This is a genomic window from Sutterella sp. KLE1602, from assembly GCF_001578585.1.
In the GTDB taxonomy this organism is placed as follows: Bacteria; Pseudomonadota; Gammaproteobacteria; order Burkholderiales; family Burkholderiaceae_F; genus Sutterella; species Sutterella wadsworthensis_A.
Genome location: NZ_KQ968538.1, coordinates 1 through 21,804, shown reverse-complemented (window position 1 = coordinate 21,804; position 21,804 = coordinate 1). Strand labels below are relative to the sequence as shown.

The window sequence follows — 21,804 nt, the reverse complement described above, 5'->3', positions numbered from 1 at the left end:
CAAAGGAGGGCGCGTCATGAAGGTCCGGCAATGGGCATGGCTTCTACTCGCGGGGGCGGTCGCTCCGTTTGTCTTCGACAATGGCCCCGATCCCGTCTCCGACGGGCTCTATCGAGTCGTGGATGACCACGGTCGCATCGGCTATGCCGATGCATACGGCGTCGTTCGCATCGCGCCCCGATTTGCCTTTGGTCTGCCTTTTGCGAACGGCGTTGCCAGGGTGACCTTGAGCGGTCATCCTGCGGCAGTGCCCGGGTCGGAAGGAGAATATCATCGATGGGAGGACGGCGACTGGTTCTGCATTAACAAGTCCGGCTCAATCGTCAAATGCCCGTCGTCATCAAATCAAGAGAGCGGGTCGTGAACGCCTTTGTCGAGAAACTGTTCGTAGAATGGAACGACGTCATATGCCTGCTGTTCGGAAGCCTCTGCATCATCGGCGCGATCCGTGACTGGAACTGGCTGTGCGATCCGACGGGCAAGCCTCATGCGCCGCTTCTGACGCGCGGGCTGCTCCGTGCGGTCTTCCTCATGCTCGGAACCATTCTGGTCGTCTGCAGCGTGTGGCTGCTAGTCAAAAGGCTGCAATGAGGAGAAATATCAAATGACGATGAACTTCAACAGGAAAACCTGCATGCGGCTGACTGCCGGCACCGTTCTTTGCGGCGGTGCCGCGTTGGGCGGCCTCCTTTGGTGGCAGCTTCAGGCGTTCGACCGGATGACGGACAGCCGCCTCGAGCGCGGCATGGGTTTGTTCGCGCTTGAGCTCGAGCGCCGGGACGGCGGTCTTCTGCAGCGCGATCTGGTGCTGCGCCTGGGATTTCGCACGGAAGACGGCCTGACCGAATCCTTTCTGGTTATGAACGGTCGCTTCAGACCGGGTCTCCGGCCTTCGGTCAGCTTCGAGCCCGTAGCGAATTCGGATCCGGATGCTGCGATTCTCGTCAAGGCTGATCCTCGGATTCGGTTCGTCTTCAGTCCCTTGATGAGTCCGGAAGAGGCTGAGGTTGTCTGGCGCGGTGCGTCGGATGAAAAGGAGACGATCGGCGACGGCCGTGTCACGGCTGACATCGGCTTTGATCACGCGCGCCGTGCATTGACGGGGCTGACTGTCTCCGGACGGCTGGGGGCCTCCGAAAGCCGATGGGAGGGTGGTCATGTCAAGAGTGCTGAGAAGACCTTCGAGTACGTCTATGCAGAGTCACCCCTCAAGTTTGCCTTTTCCTATTCGTCCGCAGGTGATTTTGTCAAGGGCGAGCTCATGCCGCTCGGCATGGGGCCCTTGAGCTACAGCCTCACGGTGACGCCTGAGAAGGAGGCCGGTCGCCTGCGTAATGCGACCGAGTTCAAGTTCGACATTCGGGACGTCAACATCAACGATTCAGAGCTGCCGGTTTTCGACCTGCGGTTTGATGCCGGCCTGTACACGCCTCCGAATGTCTGGCTGCCGTGCCTCTCAGCGCATTTCGTACTGGGCTCGGATATGGCGGACCTGCCCGGCATCTGTCCCGACGGCAGCATGACGGACATTTTCGCCGCTTCGATGCAGGGAAATGTGGAGGGGACAGTCCGTGACCTCCGGTTGGCCTGGGCCGGCGCCGAATTGACGCTCAAGGGCAGCTTCGTCAACCATGGGTTCCCCGGCGGAAAGTTTGAGACCGGGGTCTCTTTTGTCGATACCGGCAAGGGACCGGTGCCGGGTTCGGTTGATGCGCTCAACCGCGATCTGCGGCAGTACGTCGAAGCGCTGGAGAAGGAGGGCGCTGTGAAACGGGTCGGCGAGGATGCCTACGAAACGACGCTCGAATTCGGCCTCACGCCTGAAGGCATTCTCAAGACGACCGCCAACGGACGGGACATGGACGAGAGCAAGGCCGCCTTCCATTGGGGGCTGCCCTCGACTGAGCCCAACGAAATCATCATCAAGATTTCGCCCAAGGCCGAACCGTATCTGACGAAGGGCGTGGATGCCGCCGTTGTCGAGCCGATCGAGAAGCTGCTCACGGGACTTGATGCCGTGCAGCGCTGGTCGTCGACCCGGAATGAGTACGGGGCGCAGGTGCTGGTGATCACGGTCGATGACCTCGCCAGGGCGCCCGAGGTCGTGGAAGCGCTGGACGTTCGGCTTGAGCAAATCAAGGAAGTCGTGCAGGACGCTGTCGTAATGGAAATGCGCTTTGCACCCGAGGCAATGCCGGCGGAGTGGGAATGAAATGCAAAATATCAAGTGAGAGGTGAGTCATGAACGGTGTTGTCATGCTCGTCGCAGTGCTGGTGACGCTTGTTGCTCTGAAGCAGATCATCGATCGCGACTGGATGGGACTTCTTCTCACTGTGGTTGCCCTTCTTCTCGTTTTCGGGACTGGCGTTCAGCGAGGCTGACCAGATTCATTTATCACATGGCAGTTGAAATGCATGGGACGCAAATCCTCAACTGGCCGATCAGTTGCCTTCGTCTTCCCGGCATGCCTGTTCCTCGCGCGCCTGCGCCGCGAGCTCCGCCCTGGCATCCTCGGCGATCTCCATCACCTTTTCGCCCACGAGGACAAACGCCTCGAGGTTGCCGTTCATCATGCGGATGATGCGGAAGGTCGAGACGAAGAAGGTCATGAGGATGAAGCCCGTCATGCCCGCATTGAGGCTCAGCCATTCACCGGACATGTAGCCCGTGACGACCCAGATGAGCATCAGGAGCGGTCCTTTGTCACGAAGAAGGTCGGCAGGAATGCTCGAGGCCGTGGTGGCGCCCGCATCACGAAGAAAGAAGAGGACGTTCGGGTGCAGGTCGGGTGCACGCACCACCGAGTGGTTCCAGGCGAGGACGCCGAGGAACCAGACGGGAATCCAGTCGGGCATCATGTGCGCGGACTGCATGACCGCGCCGGCGCCAAGCACGGCGGCCACCATCGCAATGGTCCTGAAGAACTTGGGACGGTACGTGCGGCAGTACTTCGTGTAGAGCGTGGCGAGCTTCAGGTACATGAACGCGCGACCGCGCTTCTGGGCGGGACGGAGCCTGGCGAAGTCTGCGTAGCGAAGCTGTCGATCTCGGGGAAAGCCGAACTGCATGAGGGCCTTTATAGAAATGATTGCCTGGTTGGTTTTGATTCTGAGATGGTCCGAAGATTCTACAGGCTCGGACGACGAGAGTCACGGCTTGCTCGTCTTCTGCTTCCCGATCATGCAGACATGCGTCATGCCGTCCGCCTCCCAGAGCGCGGCAGGGAAGAGATACGCGCCGCCCACGACGGGGACCTTGACGACGTCGCGGGGAAGGTCGAGCTTGAGATCAGGCTCGAAGGACTTTTCAATGAGCGTCGTGCAGTAGAGTGCATCGGGATCGTCGGGCACAAGCCTGAAGGCTTCGCCCGTCATGCCTCTTGCACGTCCTGCAGCTGCCGCCTTGAGAGCATCGCTCCAAGCGGGTCTCGCAACGCCCGCCATGTCGCCCATGGAGAGAAACTCAGGAAGGCTGGAGCTGATGACGCTGTTTGGGTGTGCCGGATCGTCGGATGTCGTGGCGTGCACGATCATCACGGGATGCTCGGAAACAACCATGCCGACGTGAGAGAAGGGCGCCCTGTTGGGACCCTGAGCCTCGATGATGAGGCGGCTCTCCGTTCCGAAGCCCCTGCGAAAGACCAGATCGCCGGTCCTGAGACTGCCGCAGGGGGCGAGGTCGTCAAGCGTGACGCCCGTGGGGACTTCGGCGGACGGTGCCTCCTGAAGCCCTGGAAGAAGCACGGTCGCGACTTCGATGAGCTCACCCTTGACGTCCTCATTAGTGAGGACGATTCCGGCGGAAATGAGAACGGCGGCTGCCGTGAGGAGAGCCGCCGTGCGGGTATTCATCAAAATGGAAAATCAGAGGCCGAAGGTGACGAGCCAGCCCTTCTCGGTCTTGATGAGCTGGGCGGTCTCGACCTTGCTCGAGCCGTTGCCGAAAGCCACCTTGACGCGGGCACGGCACTTGCCGGCCTCGATGGCTTCCTTGGCGACGGGTTCCATGATGGAGACGTCGCGAAGACCGCCTTGCTTCGTGGCGGAGTCCTTGGCCTGGGCGGCGCTTTCGCTGATCTTGGCTTCGGCGATCTTCACCTCGGCGTCCCTGGCGTCGGCGGGAACGTGGAAGAACTTCGTGGCCTCGGCGGCATCACCGCGGTAAAGGGCGCGCACGAAGGCGCAGGCGACGTCTTCAGGCGTTTTGGGGCTTCCGCAGCCCGTGAGGGCGAGCGTGGAGGTGCCGGCGACGAGCAGGGCGGACGCCTGGATGAAGCGGCGGCGGTTGATCATGATGGTTTTCTCCTCTATCTAAGCTTTGGCCCGGCACGTCGATTGACAAGCATGAGGACGTGCGGGCGTTTTTCCGAAGTCTACCTAAAAGCAACGCGAAATGCGGGACGGCGTGATTTCCGAACCGTATTCAAACGCAAGAGGGACGCTGACGGGGCGTTGAGGCAGAGCAAGGGGCGTTGCTGATCGAGACAGAAAAAGGCCCCGCATCCGGTGAAGGATGCGGGGCCTTGACTTCAAGTGAGCCTGTCGTCCGAGGCCCGAGGGCCCCGGAACATCAGGTCGTTAGAAGTGGTAGCGGAAGTTCGCATTGACCTGCGTGTTGGCGCGATCGTCCGGGCCGAAGCCATAGGAGGCGTTCAGACCGAAGGACATGTTGTCCTTGACCGCTTCAACGCCGAGGACGTTGTTGAAGAGGCCGCCGGAGAGGATCGTGATGTCGCCGGCCGTGCCGAAGGCTTCAACTTCCTTGTCGCCGAGCTGCGGAACGATCGTGAAGTCGTAGGACGGGACGAGCTTCCAGCCGGTGGCTTCGAACGTGCCCGCGAACTTGACGCCGATCGGGGCTTCAAGGACGTTCATGTTCTGCTCGTCGTTGAAGGCCACGGCATCGGTGTCGATGCGCGTGTAGCGAAGACCCATGTGCGGAACGACGGAGAAGGCGCCGTTCTGGTAGGCCGTGAAGTCGCCGCGAACACCGAACGTGATCGTCGTGGCGTCGGAGGCGTCGCCGAGACCCGTGAAGTCATTGCTGAAGTCGATGTAGCCGAGGTCAGCCTTGACGTTGAGGCCAGAGAAGTCCTTCGAGGCGTAGACGGAGAGACCGACGAAGTCGGAGCTGAGCGAGTTGGAGAGAACACCGCCTTCGCTGTCAGCGTCAGCCGTACCGACCGTGAGCGCAGCGCCGAGCGTGCCGCCGCAGGCAGCCGTGTAGTCAAAGCCGAGGACGCCGCCGTAGATGTCGGCGGAGTAGCCGAAGTCGCCGTAGAGCTTCTTGGCTTCGTTCTTGGCATAGAAGACATCGGCCCAGACGCCCATGCCGGCATGCTCGGAGAGCTGGTGGCGGACGATGGCGTCGGTCACCTGGGCATTGGCGTCATAAGCGACGTTCAGAACGCCGGCCGTGGCGTTGCCGCCCGTGGCCTGTTCAAAGGCCTTGTTGCCGGCTTCCGTGAACTTTTCAGTCTTTTCGTCGAAGAAAGCGGGCGTGTCAAGAGCGGACAGAATGGCGAATTCCTTGGCGCCGACGCCGTTCGTGAAGGCGTTTTCGAGGCGAGCGTCAACGGTCTTGTCGGCAACGAGTCCGTTGTTGTAGGCGAGCGTCACGATGCCCGTTTCGGCGGAGTCGAGCTTGGCGTTGACGTAGATGGAGTCCGTGTCAATGTCATGGTCCTTAGTGACAGACTTGCCAAGGTCAATCTTGCCGAGCTTGCTGACGTTGATGATTTCGACTTCGCCACCGGCAAAAGTAAGGGTCGTGTTTTTGCCGAGCACGGACACGTCGTCACCCTTCGTGAAGTCATGGTCATTCGCCTGGATGAAGGAGGAGGCGTCGACGACAAGCGCGAGATTATTGTCAAGTTTGACGGTGGATTCGGCGGGGGTCGCAGTTGCGCTCAGAAGAGCACGAGTCTGAGCATCCGTCGTGGCACCGATCGTGGCACCATCCAGCTTGAGCTGACGGTCAACGTAGATGATGGCCGTGCCTTCATCAAATTCACCAGCGATGGCCTTGGCGGCGGCGACATTCGTCGTGAGGACGGAGCCTTCGTCAAGTTCAACATTGCCGGAGAGTTCGGCAGCGTCTTCCTTGACATTGCCGGTGAGGGCGAGGGCGCCGGCGACAACGGCCTTGCCCTTGTTCTTGACGGTAAGCGAGTCAGCCGTGAGCATGCCGTCGATCTGGGCCGAGTTCGCTTCAACAGCGCGGGCGGTGAAGTCGCCGTTGACGTTGAGTTCTTTAGTGGAGAGCTTGGCGGCGTTCACGACGCCGGAAGAGGCTTCAGTCTTTCCAAGGCTGAGTTTGTTGGCTACGAGGGTTTCGACTTCACCAACACCTTCAATGACGTTGCCGCCGAGGCCGCCGAGGATGAGGTGACCAGTCGCGGCATTGACGTTCTTCGTTTTGGCGTCAACCTTGAGGGCGCCAACGCCAACAGTCTTGGTACTGTCGATACTAAGAGCAACGGCACCGTTGGCAGAGGCAGGCGCTTCGACAGCGCGATCAAGGAGGGCTGTGCCGTACTTCTGGTCGAACACGACCTTTTCTTCAGCGCCCGTCTTCAGGGTCAGGTTCTGGAAGGTGAGGTTGCCGTTTGCGAAGGCTGTGACGGCCTTTGCGACTTCGTCAGTCGTCAACTCGACGTGGTCGAGGATCGTGAGGAAGCCGTCATCACCGGTCATGATCTGGTTGCCAGTCTTGGTGAGAGTCGTGTAGTCGGTCTTGTCAGCATTGACGCCGAAGATCTGCGAGTTCCAAGCCTTGAGTTCACCACCTCCGACAACGATCTGTCGGTTTCCTTCAGGCTGATTCTCCGGAACAAGGTTTTCAATCTTCAGGTCCTTGTCGAAGATGAGCGTACCGCCGTTCATGTGCCAGTTGGACTGGCCTTCAAGCTTGAGCTTCTCGGTAACGGTAACAGTACCGTCGTGCTGTTCAACGTCAGCATCCGTGTAGAGGGACTTGACGGTGAGCGAGCCGCCGAAGATTTCGGTTTCAAGCCGGGAGTGGTTGTCGTCGCCGCCCTTGGCGATGGTAAGGTTGTCAAAGGCGTAGTCGCCGTTGGTGACCGTAAGCTTGCCACCAGGGTTGCGGCTGGTGCCGATCTTGAGATTCTTGAGGCCGTTGAGGGAACCACCGTCAAGTTCAAGATGGGAGGTCATGAGAACCTGATCGTTAACGGAGTTTTCGACCGGCTCCTCACGGCCTGCTTTAACATTGGAGTTGAAGTCAGTGAAGGCAAGCGTGGCGCCCTCGCCGACATAGATGGATTCAGCCTTGAAGAGGCTGCCGGAGAATTTGTCCACCTTAGTCGGGTCGTAGTTGGCCGTCGTTTCGAAATAGGAACCATCCTTCAGTTCGAGATGGTCGACAGTGACCTGGCCCTTGTTGACGGACTTGCCGTTGTTGAGCCTGAGGGTGCCGTTCGTGTGGGTGATGACGCCTGCGTCGAGCTTGTCGGTCTTGGCAGCCGTGTTGATGCGGCCGACCGTGACATGGCCCGTCATGTCAAACTTGCCGCCGCCTTCAACCGTGATGTGGTCCTTGACCGTGGCTTCACCTCTGTTTTCGAGTTTGCCCCAGCCGTGAGAGGTCCAGTCGAACTTCTTTTCGGCATTGACGTACTGCTGGGAGGCAACGGTGATGCTTTCAACCGTCAGCTTGCCGTTTTCTTCAACAACGAGATTGGTGCCGGCGATCTTAGTCTTAGTGTCAGCGGCATTCTGGCTGGTGCGGGTGATCGTCAGGGCGCCGAGTTCAGCAGTGGCACCACCTTTGACCGTCAGCTTGGCGGTGGCGTTGCTGTTCTTTTGCGCGGCCCAGGAATCCGTCCAGAGGTCGTAGGAGCCGAAGCCGCCGTCAAGCTTGAACGTACCGGATTTGACCGTGATGTCACCCGTGTAGGCTTCCATGGAGCCGGTGACGTTGACCTTGCCTTCAGTGGTGATCTCGTTGTTGGAACCGGCGCTGGCGATCGAGTCCGCAACCGTCAGGGTTGCGTCACCTTCGGCCTTGAGATTGAGGGCAGTCTTCTGGCCGTTCGTGGCACCGTTCATGTAGACGAAGTCGCCCATGTCGGGATAGTCCAGCTTGCCGTTGGCGTTGGCCTTGTTGCCGGAATAAACGGTGTCCTTCGTAACCGTCAGATTGACCGTGGAGTTGCCGGCCATGCGGATGGCGCCGCCCCAGGAGTCAGCCTTGTTGCCCGTGATGACGGCGTCCTTGAGGGTGACCGTGCCGGCCTGAACTTCAATGGCACCACCACTCATTTCGGAGGTGTTGTTCGTGAACTTCACGCCATCCTTGAATGTGGTTGTTTTGCCGTCCGTGATGTAGATGGCGCCGGACTTGTACTGGTCAGATCCCGAGGTGTAGCCGTCAAAGACATCCTCTTTCTCGATACCAGATCGGTTGGCGTCGTTAACCGTAATCGTGCTCTTGGCGGCAGGTTCGGCAACTTCTTCAGCCATCGCCGTGCCGGCCACGCCGGCGATCATCGTCGCGACCGCAGCGGCCACGACCGTCTTCGTGCCCTTGGCCTGCACGGAGGACGTAATTTCATTTACAACCATCAAGGCGCCGCGCGCCTTGTTGAAAACAACCTTGAATGTCGAATTCATGTCAATTATTCCTTTTGGGAAGAAAAAACGAATGCGAAGGTTCTCTTGCGAAAACTGCGCATAGCGAAGTTTCAGGGATTGGTGTTGGGGGGGGGTAAAAACCCTAATGCGCCCAAATGGATTAGGTTGATATATATGAGATCGACTGAAACACAGTGTATTTAAAGGGGGTGAGGCAAAATTTTGTGAGGTTGTTCGATCGTTTGATAGCTGTTGCTATTTTACAACGGTCATTTTTCGATGATCAAAATTCGACAAGTGAAACAAGTGACGCCAAGGAACGAAGGCGTTTGAGACTTCAAAGGTTGAAGTCCCGCTAGGGAACGAACTTCACGAAAGGTATCGCCGGAAAACCCTTGTGATAAAAGTATTTGAGAAAGATTCTCGCTATCGGTCCCGAACGGGAAAGTGTGGAGACACTAGGACGACTGCGCCTGAACGTTCTGAAGGACATCGTGTTCCCGTACAGAAAGAGGGGCGTGGCGGCTCGAATGCAATTGTGAGTGCGTAGTGGCCGGCGGTCATGAAAAACGGGCCACGGCGGTGCAGATGTCCGCAGCGGCCCTTTGGAAAAGACAAAAAGGGGAGGAGACGAAACCGGGGAGGCGGATTACAACGGGGCTTCGGTTGAGTGTCTGTAGTGAAGAACATCGAATTCTAGGTCCCGAAGAACCTCGGGGTTGCGGCTTCGCTTGCCCGCGGAGGTGAACGGCAGGGAGCTGACCCATGCGATGCGTCGAGGAGACTTCCATCGGGCGAGGCGTGCGGCAAGTCCGCAGACGATGGCGTCAGACTGCGGATGGGGATCGGTGTCGGAGACGAGAAGAGCCGTGACGATCTGCCCCCACTTTTCATCGGGCATGCCGACGACGAGCGCCTCGCGAATCCCGGGGAAGGATTCAAGGGCTGACTCGACTTCGGAGGGAACGACCTTTTCGCCGCCCGTGATGATCATGTCGGAGGTGCGCCCGAGGAGGCGGATCGAACCGTCATGATTGACGAGTCCTGCGTCGCCCGTCTCGAACCAGCCGTCATGAACGGGTGCGGGGCGTCCCCAGTAGCCTGAAAAGAGCATCGGTCCCTTGAGGCAGAGGACGCCGTCGACGGTCCTGAACGAGGTGCCCGCGAGCGGCACTTCGCCGACAGGGACAGGCGAGAGGCGGGTTTCGTAGGCCGAGACCGCGCAAGTGCTGCCCGTTTCGGTCATGCCGTAGGTTGTCATGATGGGAATGCCGCGTCGGGCGGCTTCGGCGCGAAGACGGTCGGGGAACGGGGCGCCGCCAATGAGGATGGCGCGCAAGTGGGGCGGATTGCGCCAGTCCGGATTGCGCTCGAGGACGTCTGCCAGCATGGCGGGGACGAGCGAGGCGAACGTCACGCCGTTTCGGGCGAGGGTCTCGGGAAAGCGGGCGCCCGAAAAGCCCGGAGACAGCGCGATCGTGCTGCCTGCGGCCAGGGTTCTCATGATGATCCCGAGGCCGCCCACGCGGGCGGGCGAGAGCGAGAGCTGCAAGACATCGGACGAGGTCATGCGAAGGGCGCGGATCATCGCTCTGGCGCCTGCCGTCAGGGACTCGCGCGTGAGGATGGCGGGCTTCGGAAGGCCCGTCGTTCCAGACGTAAAGACCACGAATGCGGTGCCGTCGGGAAGAGGTTCTGCGATGGAGTCCGCGTGGGATTTGAGGGCGTCTTGCTCGGCAGAAGTGAGTTTGGGCGAGACGAGGACCGCGGGAATGTGCGCCTCCCAATGGGCAAGGATGTCGACGAGGCCGTTCAGGTCGGGCTTCGGGATGAGGAAGGCCGGGCGGCCGGGAGCGGGCTGCAAAAGCGAGGCCGTACGATCCGAGACGAGACGGGCGAGTTCCGCCCACGTGATGCGGCGGGAGGCGTCGACAACGGCCGTGCGGTCGGGCTCGGAGAGTGCGAGGGCGGCGACGCTCATTGAGGGGCCGGCGCCCGTGGTGAGAGAGGGCATGTCAGCCTCAGGGCAGGCGCTGGAACTTCGAGAAGTCGGGACGGCGTTTTTCTAGAAAGGCGTTCTTGCCTTCGCGGCCCTCTTCGGTCATGTAGTAGAGGAGCGTGGCATTGCCCGCGAGCTCCTGCAGGCCCGCCTGGCCGTCGCAGTCGGCGTTGAGGGCGGCCTTGAGGCAGCGGAGGGCGAGCGGGGAGTTGGCAAGCATCTCGCGGCACCACTGGACGGTTTCGGCTTCAAGCTTCTCAAGCGGAACGACCGTGTTGACGAGACCCATGTCAAGGGCCTCCTTGGCGTTGTAGAAGCGGCAGAGGAACCAGATCTCGCGTGCCTTCTTCTGGCCGACGATGCGTGCCATGTAGGATGCGCCCCAGCCGCCGTCGAAGGAACCGACGCGCGGCCCCGTCTGACCGAACATGGCGTTCTCGGCGGCAATCGTGAGGTCGCACATCATGTGAAGGACGTGACCGCCGCCCACGCACCAGCCCGCCACCATGGCGACGACGGGCTTCGGGCAGGTGCGGATCTCGCGCTGCAGGTCGAGGACGTTGAGGCGGGGCGTGCCGTCGTCGCCGACGTACCCGCCCGTGCCGCGGACCTTCTGATCGCCGCCTGAGCAAAAGGCCTTTTCGCCCATGCCGGTCAGGATGATGACGCCGACGTCTGCGTCGTTGCGGGCGTCGTTGAGCGCGCGGCTCATCTCCATCACCGTCTGCGGACGGAAGGCGTTGTGAACTTGGGGACGGTTGATCGTGATCTTGGCGATGCCGTCCGAGCACTTCTCATAGACGATGTCGGTGAATTCGCCCGCCTTGTGCCATTCGGGAACGGGAGGAAGATGTGAGGTGTCGAACATGGGCTGCATGTCGTTAATTCCTTTTCAAACAGTCTGTATGGGTTCGGCCTTTAGCGCTGTGCGCGGGCCATGAGGGCAAGCGGGCGCCACTTGGCGGCCTCGGCCTCTATGAATTGCCTGAAGTCGGCGGGACCGCGGAACTGGGGTTCAGCGCCCATGCGCAGAAGACGGTCGCGCACGGCCTTGTCGTTGAGCGCGGCACGGGCGGCCTTCGCGAAGCGATCGGCATCGGCGTCGGAGAGCCCCTTCGGGGCGGCGATGCCGTCCCAGGCGTAGAGCGTGACGCCGGGAAGACCTGCTTCGACCATGGTGGGAACTTCGGGCAGAAGTGCGGATCGTGAGGGCGTCGTGACGGCGAGGGCGCGAAGCGTGCCGGCCTTGAGGTGCGGAAGGAGGTTGGGCATCACGTCGATGAGGAAGGGCACGCGCCCTGCGAGCACTTCCTTGACGGCGGCGGCACCGCCCGCATGGGGAATGTGGCTGAGGTCGAGCCCGGCTTCGCGCTCGAAAAGAATGCCCGCGAGATGGCTCGTCGTGCCCGGGCCCGCGGACGCGAAGGCGATCTCGCCCGGGCGCGATATCGCAAGCTTGACGAGGTCGGCCGCCGAACGGACGTCGGGTAAAGCCTTCGGACTCACTGCAAGGACGAGGCCGATGGAGGTGAGGCCTGCGATGGGCTCGAGGTCCTTGAGCGGATCAAAGGCCTGTCGATCGTAGAGGTGTGAATTGACGCACATGATGCCGTTTGTGACGTATCCGACCGTGGTGCCGTCGGGCCGGGCCTTCACGACCTGGGACGTGCCGATGTTGCCGCCCGCGCCCGGACGGTTGAAGATCACGACCTTTTCATGGAGCGTCTCCGAGAAGGGAAGGGATACCGTGCGCGCGAGGATGTCCCCGCCGCCGCCCGGCGGAAAGGGGACGACCATCGTCATTTGCGTCGTCTGCGCAAAGAGGGCGCCTGGTGCCGATCCTGCGGCGAGAAAAGCGCCTGCGAGCTGAAGAAGTCTGCGTCGTTCCATGGTTTGCTCCGTTTGAATGCTTCGAACGGTACCGATTGGTACCAATGTATCGCATGATACAGATTCGGCCGGGAAAAGTCAAATGACGGGAAGACGAGCTGTCGGCCGTGCGGCTTCGGCGCCGACGCATCTGCAGGCTTTGCGGGCGAAAATGCCTGATGTTGTGGCGTTTGTGGGATACGGGTGAGAATTCTCAAAACACGTGAACAGCGATTCTCATGTACGTGAACGATTTTCTTAACTACGTGAACAGGTGGCCGACGGGACGATTCTTAAACACGTGAACAGGGATTCCTAGACACGTGAACAGTTGAGGTATAGCAATAGATAATCAAAAGGTTCCTATCGATATAAGGCGCCTTAAATGACTAGGAAAATTGCTATGACTACCGTGAGAACGGTACTGAACCTGCTGAGTCACGGTCTCAGCTACAAAAAAATCCGTCTTCAGACAGGAGCCTCCAACGGCTTTATCAACAAGGTGGCCACTGCGGCCAGACCTGATCTTCAGGCGTTTCTCAAACTCTCGGATGCGGAAATCCATGATCGGCTGTATCCCAGGCCCCAGCGTGCCCGCGTCGAACCCGACTGGGAAGGTGTTAACGCACTCCTTCAGCAGAAGCACATGACGCTTCAACTCGTTTACGACGAGTACCGTCAGGCCAACGACAGTCAGAAGATCTACTCCTATTCGTCCTTCTGTCGCCGCTACGCGGAACAGAAGCCCAATTGGGAGCCCCAGGACTTGTTCACGAACCTCCACTACGTCGCAGGCGATGTGATGGAAATCGACTATGCGGGAGACGATCTCGTGTGGGTGGACGAATACGCGGAAGTCCATCGCGACCGGGTTTTCGTTGCTGCGCTTCCTTCCAGCGGACTGATCTTCGCTCAGGCGTACGAGAGCGAACGGCAGCAGTTCTGGATTCAGGGGATCATCGAAGCACTCCAGTACTTCGGAGGAGCTCCCAAGAACCTCGTGATGGACAACGCCAAAGCTCTGGTGCGTCATGCAAACTGGACGCAAGGTGACATTCAGCCGGTGATTCTCGACTTATGTGAACACTATGGCATGAATGCACAGACCTGCCGCGTTCATCATCCCAAAGACAAAAATCGCGTGGAAGCCAGCGTTAATATGGTCGAGCGTTGGATTATCGGCAAACTTCACCTTCAGGGAGAGGGGCACGCTCTGGCGAAGGACAGAGAGTACTTGCGCAAGTTGGTTCTCGAACACTTGAACGAACTCAACCTGCGTCAGTGGCAGGGAAGAAATGCCACTCGTAGGGCCTGTTTCGAAGAAGAGGAAAGGAGCAGCCTGCAGCCTTTGCCTGATCGTCCCTATGAACATGGCGAATGGAAGGTCTACACCGTGGACAAAGGCCATTGCATCAGGCTGAGCAGGTCCAACGGGGCTCATCGCTACAGCGTTCCTGCGGAGTTCGTCGGAAAGCAAATGCACGTCAAGCTGACCGAGAAGAAGGTACAGATTTACGACGCAGAGAGCGGGGCGTTTCTCGCTACACATGAACGCTGCTATTCGACTGTCGGCATGAAGACCCATCTCTTGCCCGAACATTTGACCCCGGAGGAAAAGCGGACTCGCCTTTCACCGGATCAGTGGGTCAATGTGTTCAGCTCGAGGATCGGGATTGATCGCAGCATAGCGGAAAAGTCTGTGGCACAGGCTTTCAAGTCCGATTTCAACGGCAGGCGCCTCTGTGGAGTTGTCTGCTCTTCAAAGCGAAGCTACCCGCTACTGGTCATCGAGCGAGCCATGCAGGCCATGCTTGACACCGACATTTGGGGCATTGGGTTTTTCCAAAAGCAATGCGAGACCATTCAGATCCTTCAAGTCGTCTAAAGCCCCCACGAATTACTTCACGCCCAACATCTTGAGAAAGAGCTGGTCACGTCTCGTCGTTTCCGTTGTCCATTTGGATGCACTGGCATTCCCCGTTGCGGCGACGTAGTCGACACAACGGAACCAGTCCAAAATTTGAATGAGCGAGTGCTGATTGAGCCAAGCGAGCAGCTTTGCTTCGAGACTCAACTCCTCCTTCGTCTTTCCCTCGGTTTCTTTTTCGGAGAGCGCCTTCTTCACATCAAGGATTCTCTTCGCAAGGAAGCAGTGGTAGCCCAGACCAACGAATTGGGCAAATTGCCTGCCGTACAGATTCTCGGGATACCACGTCCTCGGCTTTCGCCCATCAAAACTGTCCTTGTACGTAGCGAAAAGCTCTTTGATCTTTTCACGGGAACGGTATGCCTTCAGCGCGTCGAAGGGATCCTTGATTTCATTGCTCACAAGGACGAAATACCCCCAATAGCGCTTTGCTTCCTCGATCTCGTCCATTTTGAAGTCGACCTTGACGCCTTTGGCCGTACGTTTCACCGTGAGGTAGCTGTCGATTTGTTTCTGGGCAGCCGGCCGAAATTCCTCGACGCCGTCCTCCAGATCCTTCTTGAGTGAGAAAAGGCTCTCGCGAAGCCTGCGCTCCTGAATCGGAGCAGCCTCCGGTTTGTGAAATACATGGACGTACAGGCGTCGCGTAAACGATTCCGTCTCCCCGGCTTCGAAATTCCCGCGCGTGCGTTTTCGCACGATGCTGAACCCGTGCTGCCTGCGGCGCATGACGCCGCTGACATCGACGTCAAACGGGCAGACGTTCCTGAAGTGCCCGAGCTCTTCGCGTGCGGCGTCGATTTCCGAGCGAACCCACTTGTCGGTACTGTTGGCGAGCATCAAGAACTTCGTGTGCTCGCGGGCAAAATGCGTCATGTTGTCCTGACTGTAGAACCCGTTGTCGGCCACGATGACCGGCGACGCCAGATCGAGCATGTCAAGCTGCCGAAGCGCATTGGCGAGCGAGATCTTGTCAGGGATGTTCCCGGGCTGCTTACTGAAAGCGACGGGCTGACGATTTTCCACAGAGTACAGCACGAGAAGCTTGATCGTATCAAGCCCGTCCCCATCCTTGTTAAATCCCTGACGCGCTTCAATTTGATTCTTCGAATACGTCGAGAAAGTCGTGGTGTCCAGCGCCAGATTCAAACCCGTCGACAAGACTCTTTGTCCACGGCACTGAAAATACGACTGCACTCCAGATTCATTTCGACCAACCGAGGCGAACAGCTTGCCGTAAACATCCTGAGTGATGGGGTGTCCGTACGGTAGCGGATTCCTTACTTGCCATGATTCCATGCGCGGCAACGTGTCACCGTCAGTCGCGACCCAGTACCGAGCGATCGAACTCAACTTGAGGGCGTCGCCGATCTCGAAGCTCCTCTGGAGATCCGCATCAATACCGGATTCATGACCTGCCCACTCGAGGATTTTTTGAAGTCCGACATGGGTGCGGACGGCCTGGACGGGTGCCTCGATAACTTCGGAACGCTTCTTTTTGGGGCGGGTCGGGATCATTGCGGTCGACCCAGCCAGGATTTTGCCCAAAAGTCGGGTAGAGAGCGTCTTTGTTTTCTGAGTTTTCGGATCATATCCAGTCACACGTTCGTATACGTAGACGTCGCCATTCGAGCGGGTTTCGCGGCGAATGCCAACATGCGTTTTTCCAGTGAGAGGGCGCCCCATGAGTATCTCCAATAATGCCCTTATATTCTATCATACGTACACTATTGAAAGCAAGAAAAAGTCCGTGTATTTCACGGACTTTTCTATCAAAACGTCATTTTCACTTGAGTATCGTGACCGTTTTGAACGACTTTTAAGATTGTATAGTCTGTCGGCATAAAAATCAACCCCGGGAATACCCGGGGTTTGCTTGTGCCACAAGGAGATCGGCCGTTTTCCTACGTCGTCTACAGCTCCAAAATCCGAGATTTTGGGATAGAGGGTGATGACTGTTTTGTCATCATGTCCATATTTTACAACGAGCAAGCAGCACGGACGAATCGTTGGAACGTCTCAACTGTTTGTATTGAGAAAAATGGAAACGCCGCCCGATGGCTCAAACCAGTTGGAGGGCGGTGCTTCTTACGACGAGGGTTCCTGCCGTCATCAACCGACGAGATGTTCGCACAGGGGCGGTCGCTAGCATGTCCCCTTCTTATTCCGAAGCTAGAAGATCCTCACGCTTCAGTTCTTCCATGAATGAATCGATAATCAGCTCCGTTCGCTTCACTAGATCCTCTTCGGTGAAGTCTTCATGGTCCTTTGCCAGCTCGATAAGATCCTGAACAACAGTTCCGTGTTTCACCGTATCGTCGGTATCGAAACCAAGGTAGTAGCGCTTCTTATCTTCGAATCGATAGTCGGAAGCCCGGATGTTGACTGTCTTTTCAAGAATAGACTTGTTGCCCAAGGCATCCAAATTCTCCTTGTTGCTGAGTGGGCTGTCAGCAGCCCGGCGACGGGAATAGATGTGCTCGACTTCCATGCCGGTCGACAGAGGAATCACAGACTGTTTTTCGTTCTGGAACGCCCACCATGTCAGCATAGACTTGGTGATCGGACGACCGTTCGTGAACGCGAATGCGCGGAACCGTTCATGGATTTCCTTGAGAATTTTTTTGTGACCGTCAAACGTCACCGGCTGTTGATTCACGATGTTGACCATTTCCGGATAGATCGGCGTTCGAAGTGCATTCACACCGGGCCGCTCCACCGCATGGGCGAGAATGAACGCTGTGATGCGGCGCAGGAACTGATGCAGCTGCTCCTGATCCAAGTTGCCGACGTCATCACGATAAGTCAGGAAATAGACGCTGAGAATGTAAGCCCACATGCCGTTTGGCGCATATCGCAACACATACAGGTCCTTCAAGACAGCGTCGGAGAAGCCGTTCTGCATTTCGACCCGCCTCCAAAAATCCGCTAGAGCCTCAAGATTGGCCAACGTTTCCGGACGCTTGAGGAGACTGTAGCTGTCCTGACTGTAAAAGGTTCTCAGGCCCGGAGTCGTCGAATCCTTAACGCCCTTCTTTGCGCGTTCAAAATACATGTATCGCGTGAAAAGTTCATCCATCGGCGTAATTCGCTCACCGTTAAATGCCGTGCTTGCCACCTTTTCGAGCTCTCGCCAACGACTGACGAAGCGATCTTTTTCGCTACGGTCACTGTAGAACTTATAGAGTTGCGATTTGAAGATGTCGGCATCCGCCAAGGGTTTGCCGCGATCATTCAGGGTCGAAAAGATGCGCAACGCCGTATCCATTCCGTCCGCCTCAATCGGGAGCAGGATGACGTTTTTCAGAATGCGATTCACGAAATACGGCACAAGCATCATTTTGGTGTTGATGAGTTCCGCAATCCAACCTTGAAAGAGTCGATAGTTGTTTGCATATGCGCTTCTCCACTTCGGATCGGCCTCACCGGTTCGAAGGATTTCCAGAAATTGAATCTTGTCGTCGTCTGAAGCGACTTGTGAATCAATCTTGAGCCTTTCCATATCGGCTTCGCCGAATTCGGTCGTCTTCCAAAGGCACTGGGAAAGAAGGTCGCGAATCGTTTTCGACGTCGTATCCTGAGTATCCCGGAAACGGACATACCAAGCTCGGAGCAACAACATGACGGTTGTCAGTCGCTGTTGCCCGTCAATAATTTCCTGCTTTCCATTCGCATTTTTGAAGGTGACGATGGGACCAAGGAAGTACTCATCTTTTGTCGAGTCGAAATTTGAATAGTCATCATCCGGACACGCAAAGGAGAGAAGGTCGTCCCATAGCGTAAGGCACTCGTCCTCTCCCCAAGTGTAAGGACGTTGATAGTCAGGAATCAAAAAGTCTGCGTGCTTATCCTGCAGCAAATCAAGAATGGTACGTTGGTCAATGTTGAGTTTCGACATGAGACTATTATTGTTTAGGAAAGTGTCCGAAAATTTTATGTCCGGAGAGGTTGTTCTGAAGCTGGCCCAATGAGACCGACTTGTGGTACATCATGCCTAGCCTGATGCGTCCGCGCACGTGTTCCAATTATATTCCTATGTCTTCCTTAAGGAAGCTCTTCAAATACCCACTACGGACAGTCGAGCGAAACAAAAATGTTCGTTCGGTTTTCTCGAACATAGATAACGGCGCTTGATTTTTTCTTTTCGCTCCTCAAAAAATAACAAATTTGCTTAGCCCTCTCCCGAGAGAGGGGGGGATTTGAAGAGCTTCCGGAGGTGAATGATTTATTGTATGTTGAGGCCCCGAAAGGGAACGGGCATCATTCAGGGAGTTGCTGGAAAACCTTTGTAGAGAGCGTGCTTGAGGGGGCACATTTCACCTCTCTTGTCAAGCAGTAGAGCGTAAAAAAATGACCGGTACGGGCGGCACCGTCAATCTCGCCGCAGATCTGACGGCTGAGGAAGGAAGCCGGACCGGCACGATCACCATCGCTGAAGCCGACGAAAACTCGAAGATCGACGTCAAGCTCAAGGACGCGAAGATGGAGAGGAACCTCACCTCCGACGACCTGACGGCGGAAGAGGCGAAGGCGCTCATGGCGGCGGGTGTTGAGGCAGCCGAGAACGTCGGCGTCACGAGCACCGTCGAGGAAGGCATGTACAACGACGGCTTCCGGATCGACGAGGAAGGTGCCACGACGAGCACGGGACCGAACTCGGTCATGCAGTCCACGCTTGAGCTCGCCGCCGCTGCGCCGCTTGCGATCAACAGGATCCTCATGAACGACGTGAGGAAGCGCCTCGGTGACATCCGCACGTCTCAGGGTAAGTCTGGCGTCTGGGCACGCTATGACGGCGGTCGCCTCTCGGGCTCCGCTGGCCTTGAAAACGACTTCCACACGATCCAGGCGGGCGTCGATACGGTGCCGGTCCGCTTTGGCGCGGCGCTGAGCTACACGGGCAGCGAAGCCGACTACAGGCGCGGCAATGCCGACATGGACCTCTATGGTCTTTCGGCCTACGGTCTGTGGATGGGTGAGGCCGGCCAGTTCGTGGACGTGGTGGGTCGTCTTGCCTCCGTCAAGACCGACATGACGGTTGACGGCGGCAAGAAGGGTTCGATGGACAACGTGGCGCTGAGCCTCTCGGGCGAGTTCGGCTGGCGCTTCGACGTCTCGAGCCTCTTCTATGTCGAGCCTCAGGTCGAGGCCACGTACACGTTCGTCGATGCCGAGCGCCTGGAGCTTAGCGACGGCTCGAACTATGAGTTTGACGATGCGCACAGCCTGCTCGGCCGTGCAGGCATGGCCTTCGGCATGAAGTGTCCGAACAACAAGGGCAACGTCTATGCTCGCGTTTCGGCCGTCCATGAGTTCTTGGGCGACCTGAAGGTGACGGGCGGCAACGGTGCGATCCTTGAGACGGACGGCAAGGACACCTGGGTCGAATACGGCCTCGGCGTCAACTTCAACCTGACGCCCGCCACGTACTTCCGGGCCGACGTCGAGCGCACCTCGGGCGGCGTCCTGGACGAGGACTGGCGCGCGACGGTGGGCGTGAGGCACGCCTTCTGACCTTTCATTGACTTCTGAAGCGCAGGCCGCCCGGGAATTCTTCTCCCGTGCGGCCTATTTCTCGTGCTGCGGACGGACGCGCGTGGTGAGTGGACGAAATTCCGCTTTCGTGATGTTGGCGACCTGTGGTAAATCCGTGCTGCGGCTTGATTTTGGACAACGCTTTTCTTCGCGCCGTCACCCGTCGGAACTCAAGCGGTCTATAGTCGAAAACCCGCAATTGCCGATCAAGACGGAGGTGCGATGATCGCCTCGGCTCCCTTTCAAGAAGTGCTTTCAAGCGCACTCACGCCCATCACGCTCATATCGGGCGTGGGCATGCTCATTCTCTGCATGACAAACCGCTACAGCCACTGCATGGATCGCATTCGCGGCTTGGTGAAGATTCGCACGCAGGGCCTCAAGGCGCTTCGCGTCGAGCCCGACATCGACCGCGAGATTCGTCTTATCTATCGACGGGCGCGCTGGTTGCGCTTTTCAATGCTCGCCATCACGCTCTCGAGCGGATGCTCCGGGCTGCTTGTGGCGACGAACGTCTTCGGCACCTACTTCGGCTTCGACGCGGCTCCTTTTGCCGCCATCTGGCTTGTGCTGGCGCTTTTGCTCATCATTGCCGCCACCGTCGCCTTCGCCTTCGAGATCAGGCTTTCGCTCCATGCGCTCGGCCTTGCCGTCGAACACATGCCCAGAGGCGACGCTCTCAAAAAGCGCCTCGAGGAGGCATCGAAATGACGTCCTTCAACGAGCTTCTCGCTTCCGCGCTCGCCCCCATCACGCTCATCTCGGGCGTCGGCCTTCTGATGCTATCCATGAGCGCCCGTTACAACCACGCGACGAGCAGGATTCGGCTCTTGATGAACGAGCGGCTCGATCCGAAGCTCACCGACGACGAACGCGCGGACATCGACGATGAAATCGACTTCATCTTCCACCGGGCGGGGCTTTTGCGCCGCGGTGAATTCTGCGTCGTTCTTTCCGCCGTAGTGTCGGGACTTCTCGTTGCGCTCTGTGTCCTCGAAGAGGCGACGGGTTTCAGCGCCGACATTCTCAACAGTGCGCTGCTGCTCGCTTCGGTGGCTCTGATCGTCCTGTCCACCGTGTTCCTGAGCCTTGAGATTCGTCTCTCCTTGAGAGCCATCAAGCTGGTCGTCTCAAAGCTGCCGCCGGTTGCGGACGCCTTCGACGATGCGGTTGCAGCAAGAGCCGCTCAGGCTGTCGAGGCGCGTCATCAATCGCACGTTCTCAATGAAGCGAGGCGGCAGGCCGAACATGCGGCGTCTCATGAGGTGAGAAAGGCCGAGGGCGGGCACTCCGCCTGAGAAGTTGGCAAGGCCTTCTTTTGCAGTGCATCTTGGGTGCAAGTCAGGCTTGGATATGCGTACGGATGATCGAAAATGCCGATGCATCCGCACGCGGCGGTCATCTGCTTCTGCCTGTCGGTTATTTCGCGGCAAAGTCTCGGTCCTCAGACCCTCAATAGGCAGATGACGATTTCGACGCTAGTGCTTTGAAGCACTTGCATAAAGGATCTTCGCTCTCGATGTTATGGGCCGCTAGAAGGAAAATGGCAATTGTGCTTGCCCCTAAGATTGCCTCTAGATCTTCCATGATTCGAAGGCCGAGCGCGATCTGGTACAGGATCTGCATGATGCTGTCGGTCTTGGCATTGAGCAAGTGCGGAAAAGTCCTCGTCGGACAGATGCGTTTGCCAACAATGGAGCAACTCTTTTGGAAGAGCCTACGATCGGTGAATATGCCACCCTACGTAACGTTCCGCGATTTGCGCGGCGGTTAGTATCTCTGTCGCGCCTATATGCGTACGTTCGAGTAGACCGGCGCGTTGGTCCCCGGTAACAAGATTATTTGGTGACTGCTCCCCGTCCGATTTGAAAACAAATCG

Annotated in this window: 17 protein-coding genes; 8 read left to right on the top strand and 9 right to left on the bottom strand. The window is 58.0% G+C overall.

The annotated features are described in order from the left end of the window. The first annotated feature begins 16 nt into the window (after positions 1-16). Genes HMPREF3036_RS06530 through HMPREF3036_RS12120 form a run of 4 tightly spaced genes read left to right on the top strand, consistent with a single transcriptional unit; the run spans position 17 to position 2,382 of the window. On the top strand, positions 17-364 hold the full coding sequence (locus HMPREF3036_RS06530; protein ID WP_062332730.1) for a WG repeat-containing protein: 348 nt from the start codon (positions 17-19) through the stop codon (positions 362-364). Beyond that, positions 361-591 (top strand): immunity 17 family protein, encoded by a 231-nt coding sequence (locus tag HMPREF3036_RS06525; protein WP_062332727.1) that lies wholly within the window; start codon positions 361-363, stop codon positions 589-591. The genes HMPREF3036_RS06530 and HMPREF3036_RS06525 overlap by 4 nt, the downstream gene beginning before the upstream one ends. Before the next feature lie 13 nt (positions 592-604). Then, a complete protein-coding gene (locus HMPREF3036_RS06520; RefSeq protein WP_062332724.1) occupies positions 605-2,212 on the top strand; it encodes a hypothetical protein in 1,608 nt (535 codons plus the stop codon). Positions 2,213-2,241: 29 nt separating this feature from the next. Beyond that, a complete protein-coding gene (locus tag HMPREF3036_RS12120) occupies positions 2,242-2,382 on the top strand; it encodes a hypothetical protein (RefSeq protein ID WP_197457951.1) in 141 nt (46 codons plus the stop codon). Between the two features lie 60 nt (positions 2,383-2,442). Here the strand turns inward: HMPREF3036_RS12120 and HMPREF3036_RS06515 are convergent, their stop codons facing one another. The 7 genes from HMPREF3036_RS06515 to HMPREF3036_RS06485 all read right to left on the bottom strand — a co-directional run bounded on the left by HMPREF3036_RS06515 (position 2,443) and on the right by HMPREF3036_RS06485 (position 12,484). Next, positions 2,443-3,069: a hypothetical protein gene (locus HMPREF3036_RS06515; protein WP_062332719.1), complete on the bottom strand. Its 627-nt coding sequence runs from the start codon at positions 3,067-3,069 to the stop codon at positions 2,443-2,445. Between the two features lie 81 nt (positions 3,070-3,150). After that, positions 3,151-3,852: an NlpC/P60 family protein gene (locus tag HMPREF3036_RS06510; RefSeq protein WP_062332715.1), complete on the bottom strand. Its 702-nt coding sequence runs from the start codon at positions 3,850-3,852 to the stop codon at positions 3,151-3,153. Between the two features lie 12 nt (positions 3,853-3,864). Further along, entirely contained in the window at positions 3,865-4,293 is a 429-nt protein-coding gene (locus HMPREF3036_RS06505; RefSeq protein ID WP_062332712.1) for a DUF4878 domain-containing protein, read from the bottom strand. A gap of 285 nt (positions 4,294-4,578) precedes the next feature. Next, positions 4,579-8,634: an autotransporter domain-containing protein gene (locus tag HMPREF3036_RS06500; RefSeq protein ID WP_062332707.1), complete on the bottom strand. Its 4,056-nt coding sequence runs from the start codon at positions 8,632-8,634 to the stop codon at positions 4,579-4,581. Between the two features lie 610 nt (positions 8,635-9,244). Then, positions 9,245-10,609 (bottom strand): class I adenylate-forming enzyme family protein, encoded by a 1,365-nt coding sequence (locus HMPREF3036_RS06495; RefSeq protein WP_062332704.1) that lies wholly within the window; start codon positions 10,607-10,609, stop codon positions 9,245-9,247. 7 nt (positions 10,610-10,616) lie between these two features. Continuing rightward, a complete protein-coding gene (menB, locus tag HMPREF3036_RS06490; RefSeq protein ID WP_062332701.1) occupies positions 10,617-11,471 on the bottom strand; it encodes a 1,4-dihydroxy-2-naphthoyl-CoA synthase in 855 nt (284 codons plus the stop codon). Between the two features lie 41 nt (positions 11,472-11,512). Beyond that, a complete protein-coding gene (locus tag HMPREF3036_RS06485) occupies positions 11,513-12,484 on the bottom strand; it encodes a Bug family tripartite tricarboxylate transporter substrate binding protein (RefSeq protein ID WP_062332698.1) in 972 nt (323 codons plus the stop codon). A gap of 382 nt (positions 12,485-12,866) precedes the next feature. On the opposite strand from HMPREF3036_RS06485, the gene istA reads away from it, so the two are divergent. Further along, entirely contained in the window at positions 12,867-14,348 is a 1,482-nt protein-coding gene (gene istA / locus HMPREF3036_RS06480; protein ID WP_062332695.1) for an IS21 family transposase, read from the top strand. Positions 14,349-14,360: 12 nt separating this feature from the next. Here the strand turns inward: istA and HMPREF3036_RS06475 are convergent, their stop codons facing one another. After that, a complete protein-coding gene (locus HMPREF3036_RS06475) occupies positions 14,361-16,076 on the bottom strand; it encodes an IS1634 family transposase (RefSeq protein ID WP_062332692.1) in 1,716 nt (571 codons plus the stop codon). Between the two features lie 475 nt (positions 16,077-16,551). Then, positions 16,552-18,288: a DUF262 domain-containing protein gene (locus HMPREF3036_RS06470; protein WP_062332689.1), complete on the bottom strand. Its 1,737-nt coding sequence runs from the start codon at positions 18,286-18,288 to the stop codon at positions 16,552-16,554. A 452-nt stretch (positions 18,289-18,740) separates the two neighbouring features. Between HMPREF3036_RS06470 and HMPREF3036_RS06465 the strand changes: the two genes are divergently transcribed. The 3 genes from HMPREF3036_RS06465 to HMPREF3036_RS06455 all read left to right on the top strand — a co-directional run bounded on the left by HMPREF3036_RS06465 (position 18,741) and on the right by HMPREF3036_RS06455 (position 21,223). Further along, on the top strand, positions 18,741-19,904 hold the full coding sequence (locus HMPREF3036_RS06465; RefSeq protein WP_062332686.1) for an autotransporter outer membrane beta-barrel domain-containing protein: 1,164 nt from the start codon (positions 18,741-18,743) through the stop codon (positions 19,902-19,904). A gap of 243 nt (positions 19,905-20,147) precedes the next feature. Beyond that, positions 20,148-20,636, top strand: a complete 489-nt coding sequence (locus HMPREF3036_RS06460) for a DUF2721 domain-containing protein (RefSeq protein WP_005437121.1) — start codon at positions 20,148-20,150, stop codon at positions 20,634-20,636. Then, entirely contained in the window at positions 20,633-21,223 is a 591-nt protein-coding gene (locus HMPREF3036_RS06455; RefSeq protein WP_005437120.1) for a DUF2721 domain-containing protein, read from the top strand. Before HMPREF3036_RS06460 ends, HMPREF3036_RS06455 begins: the two co-directional genes overlap by 4 nt. The last annotated feature ends 581 nt before the right edge of the window (positions 21,224-21,804 follow it).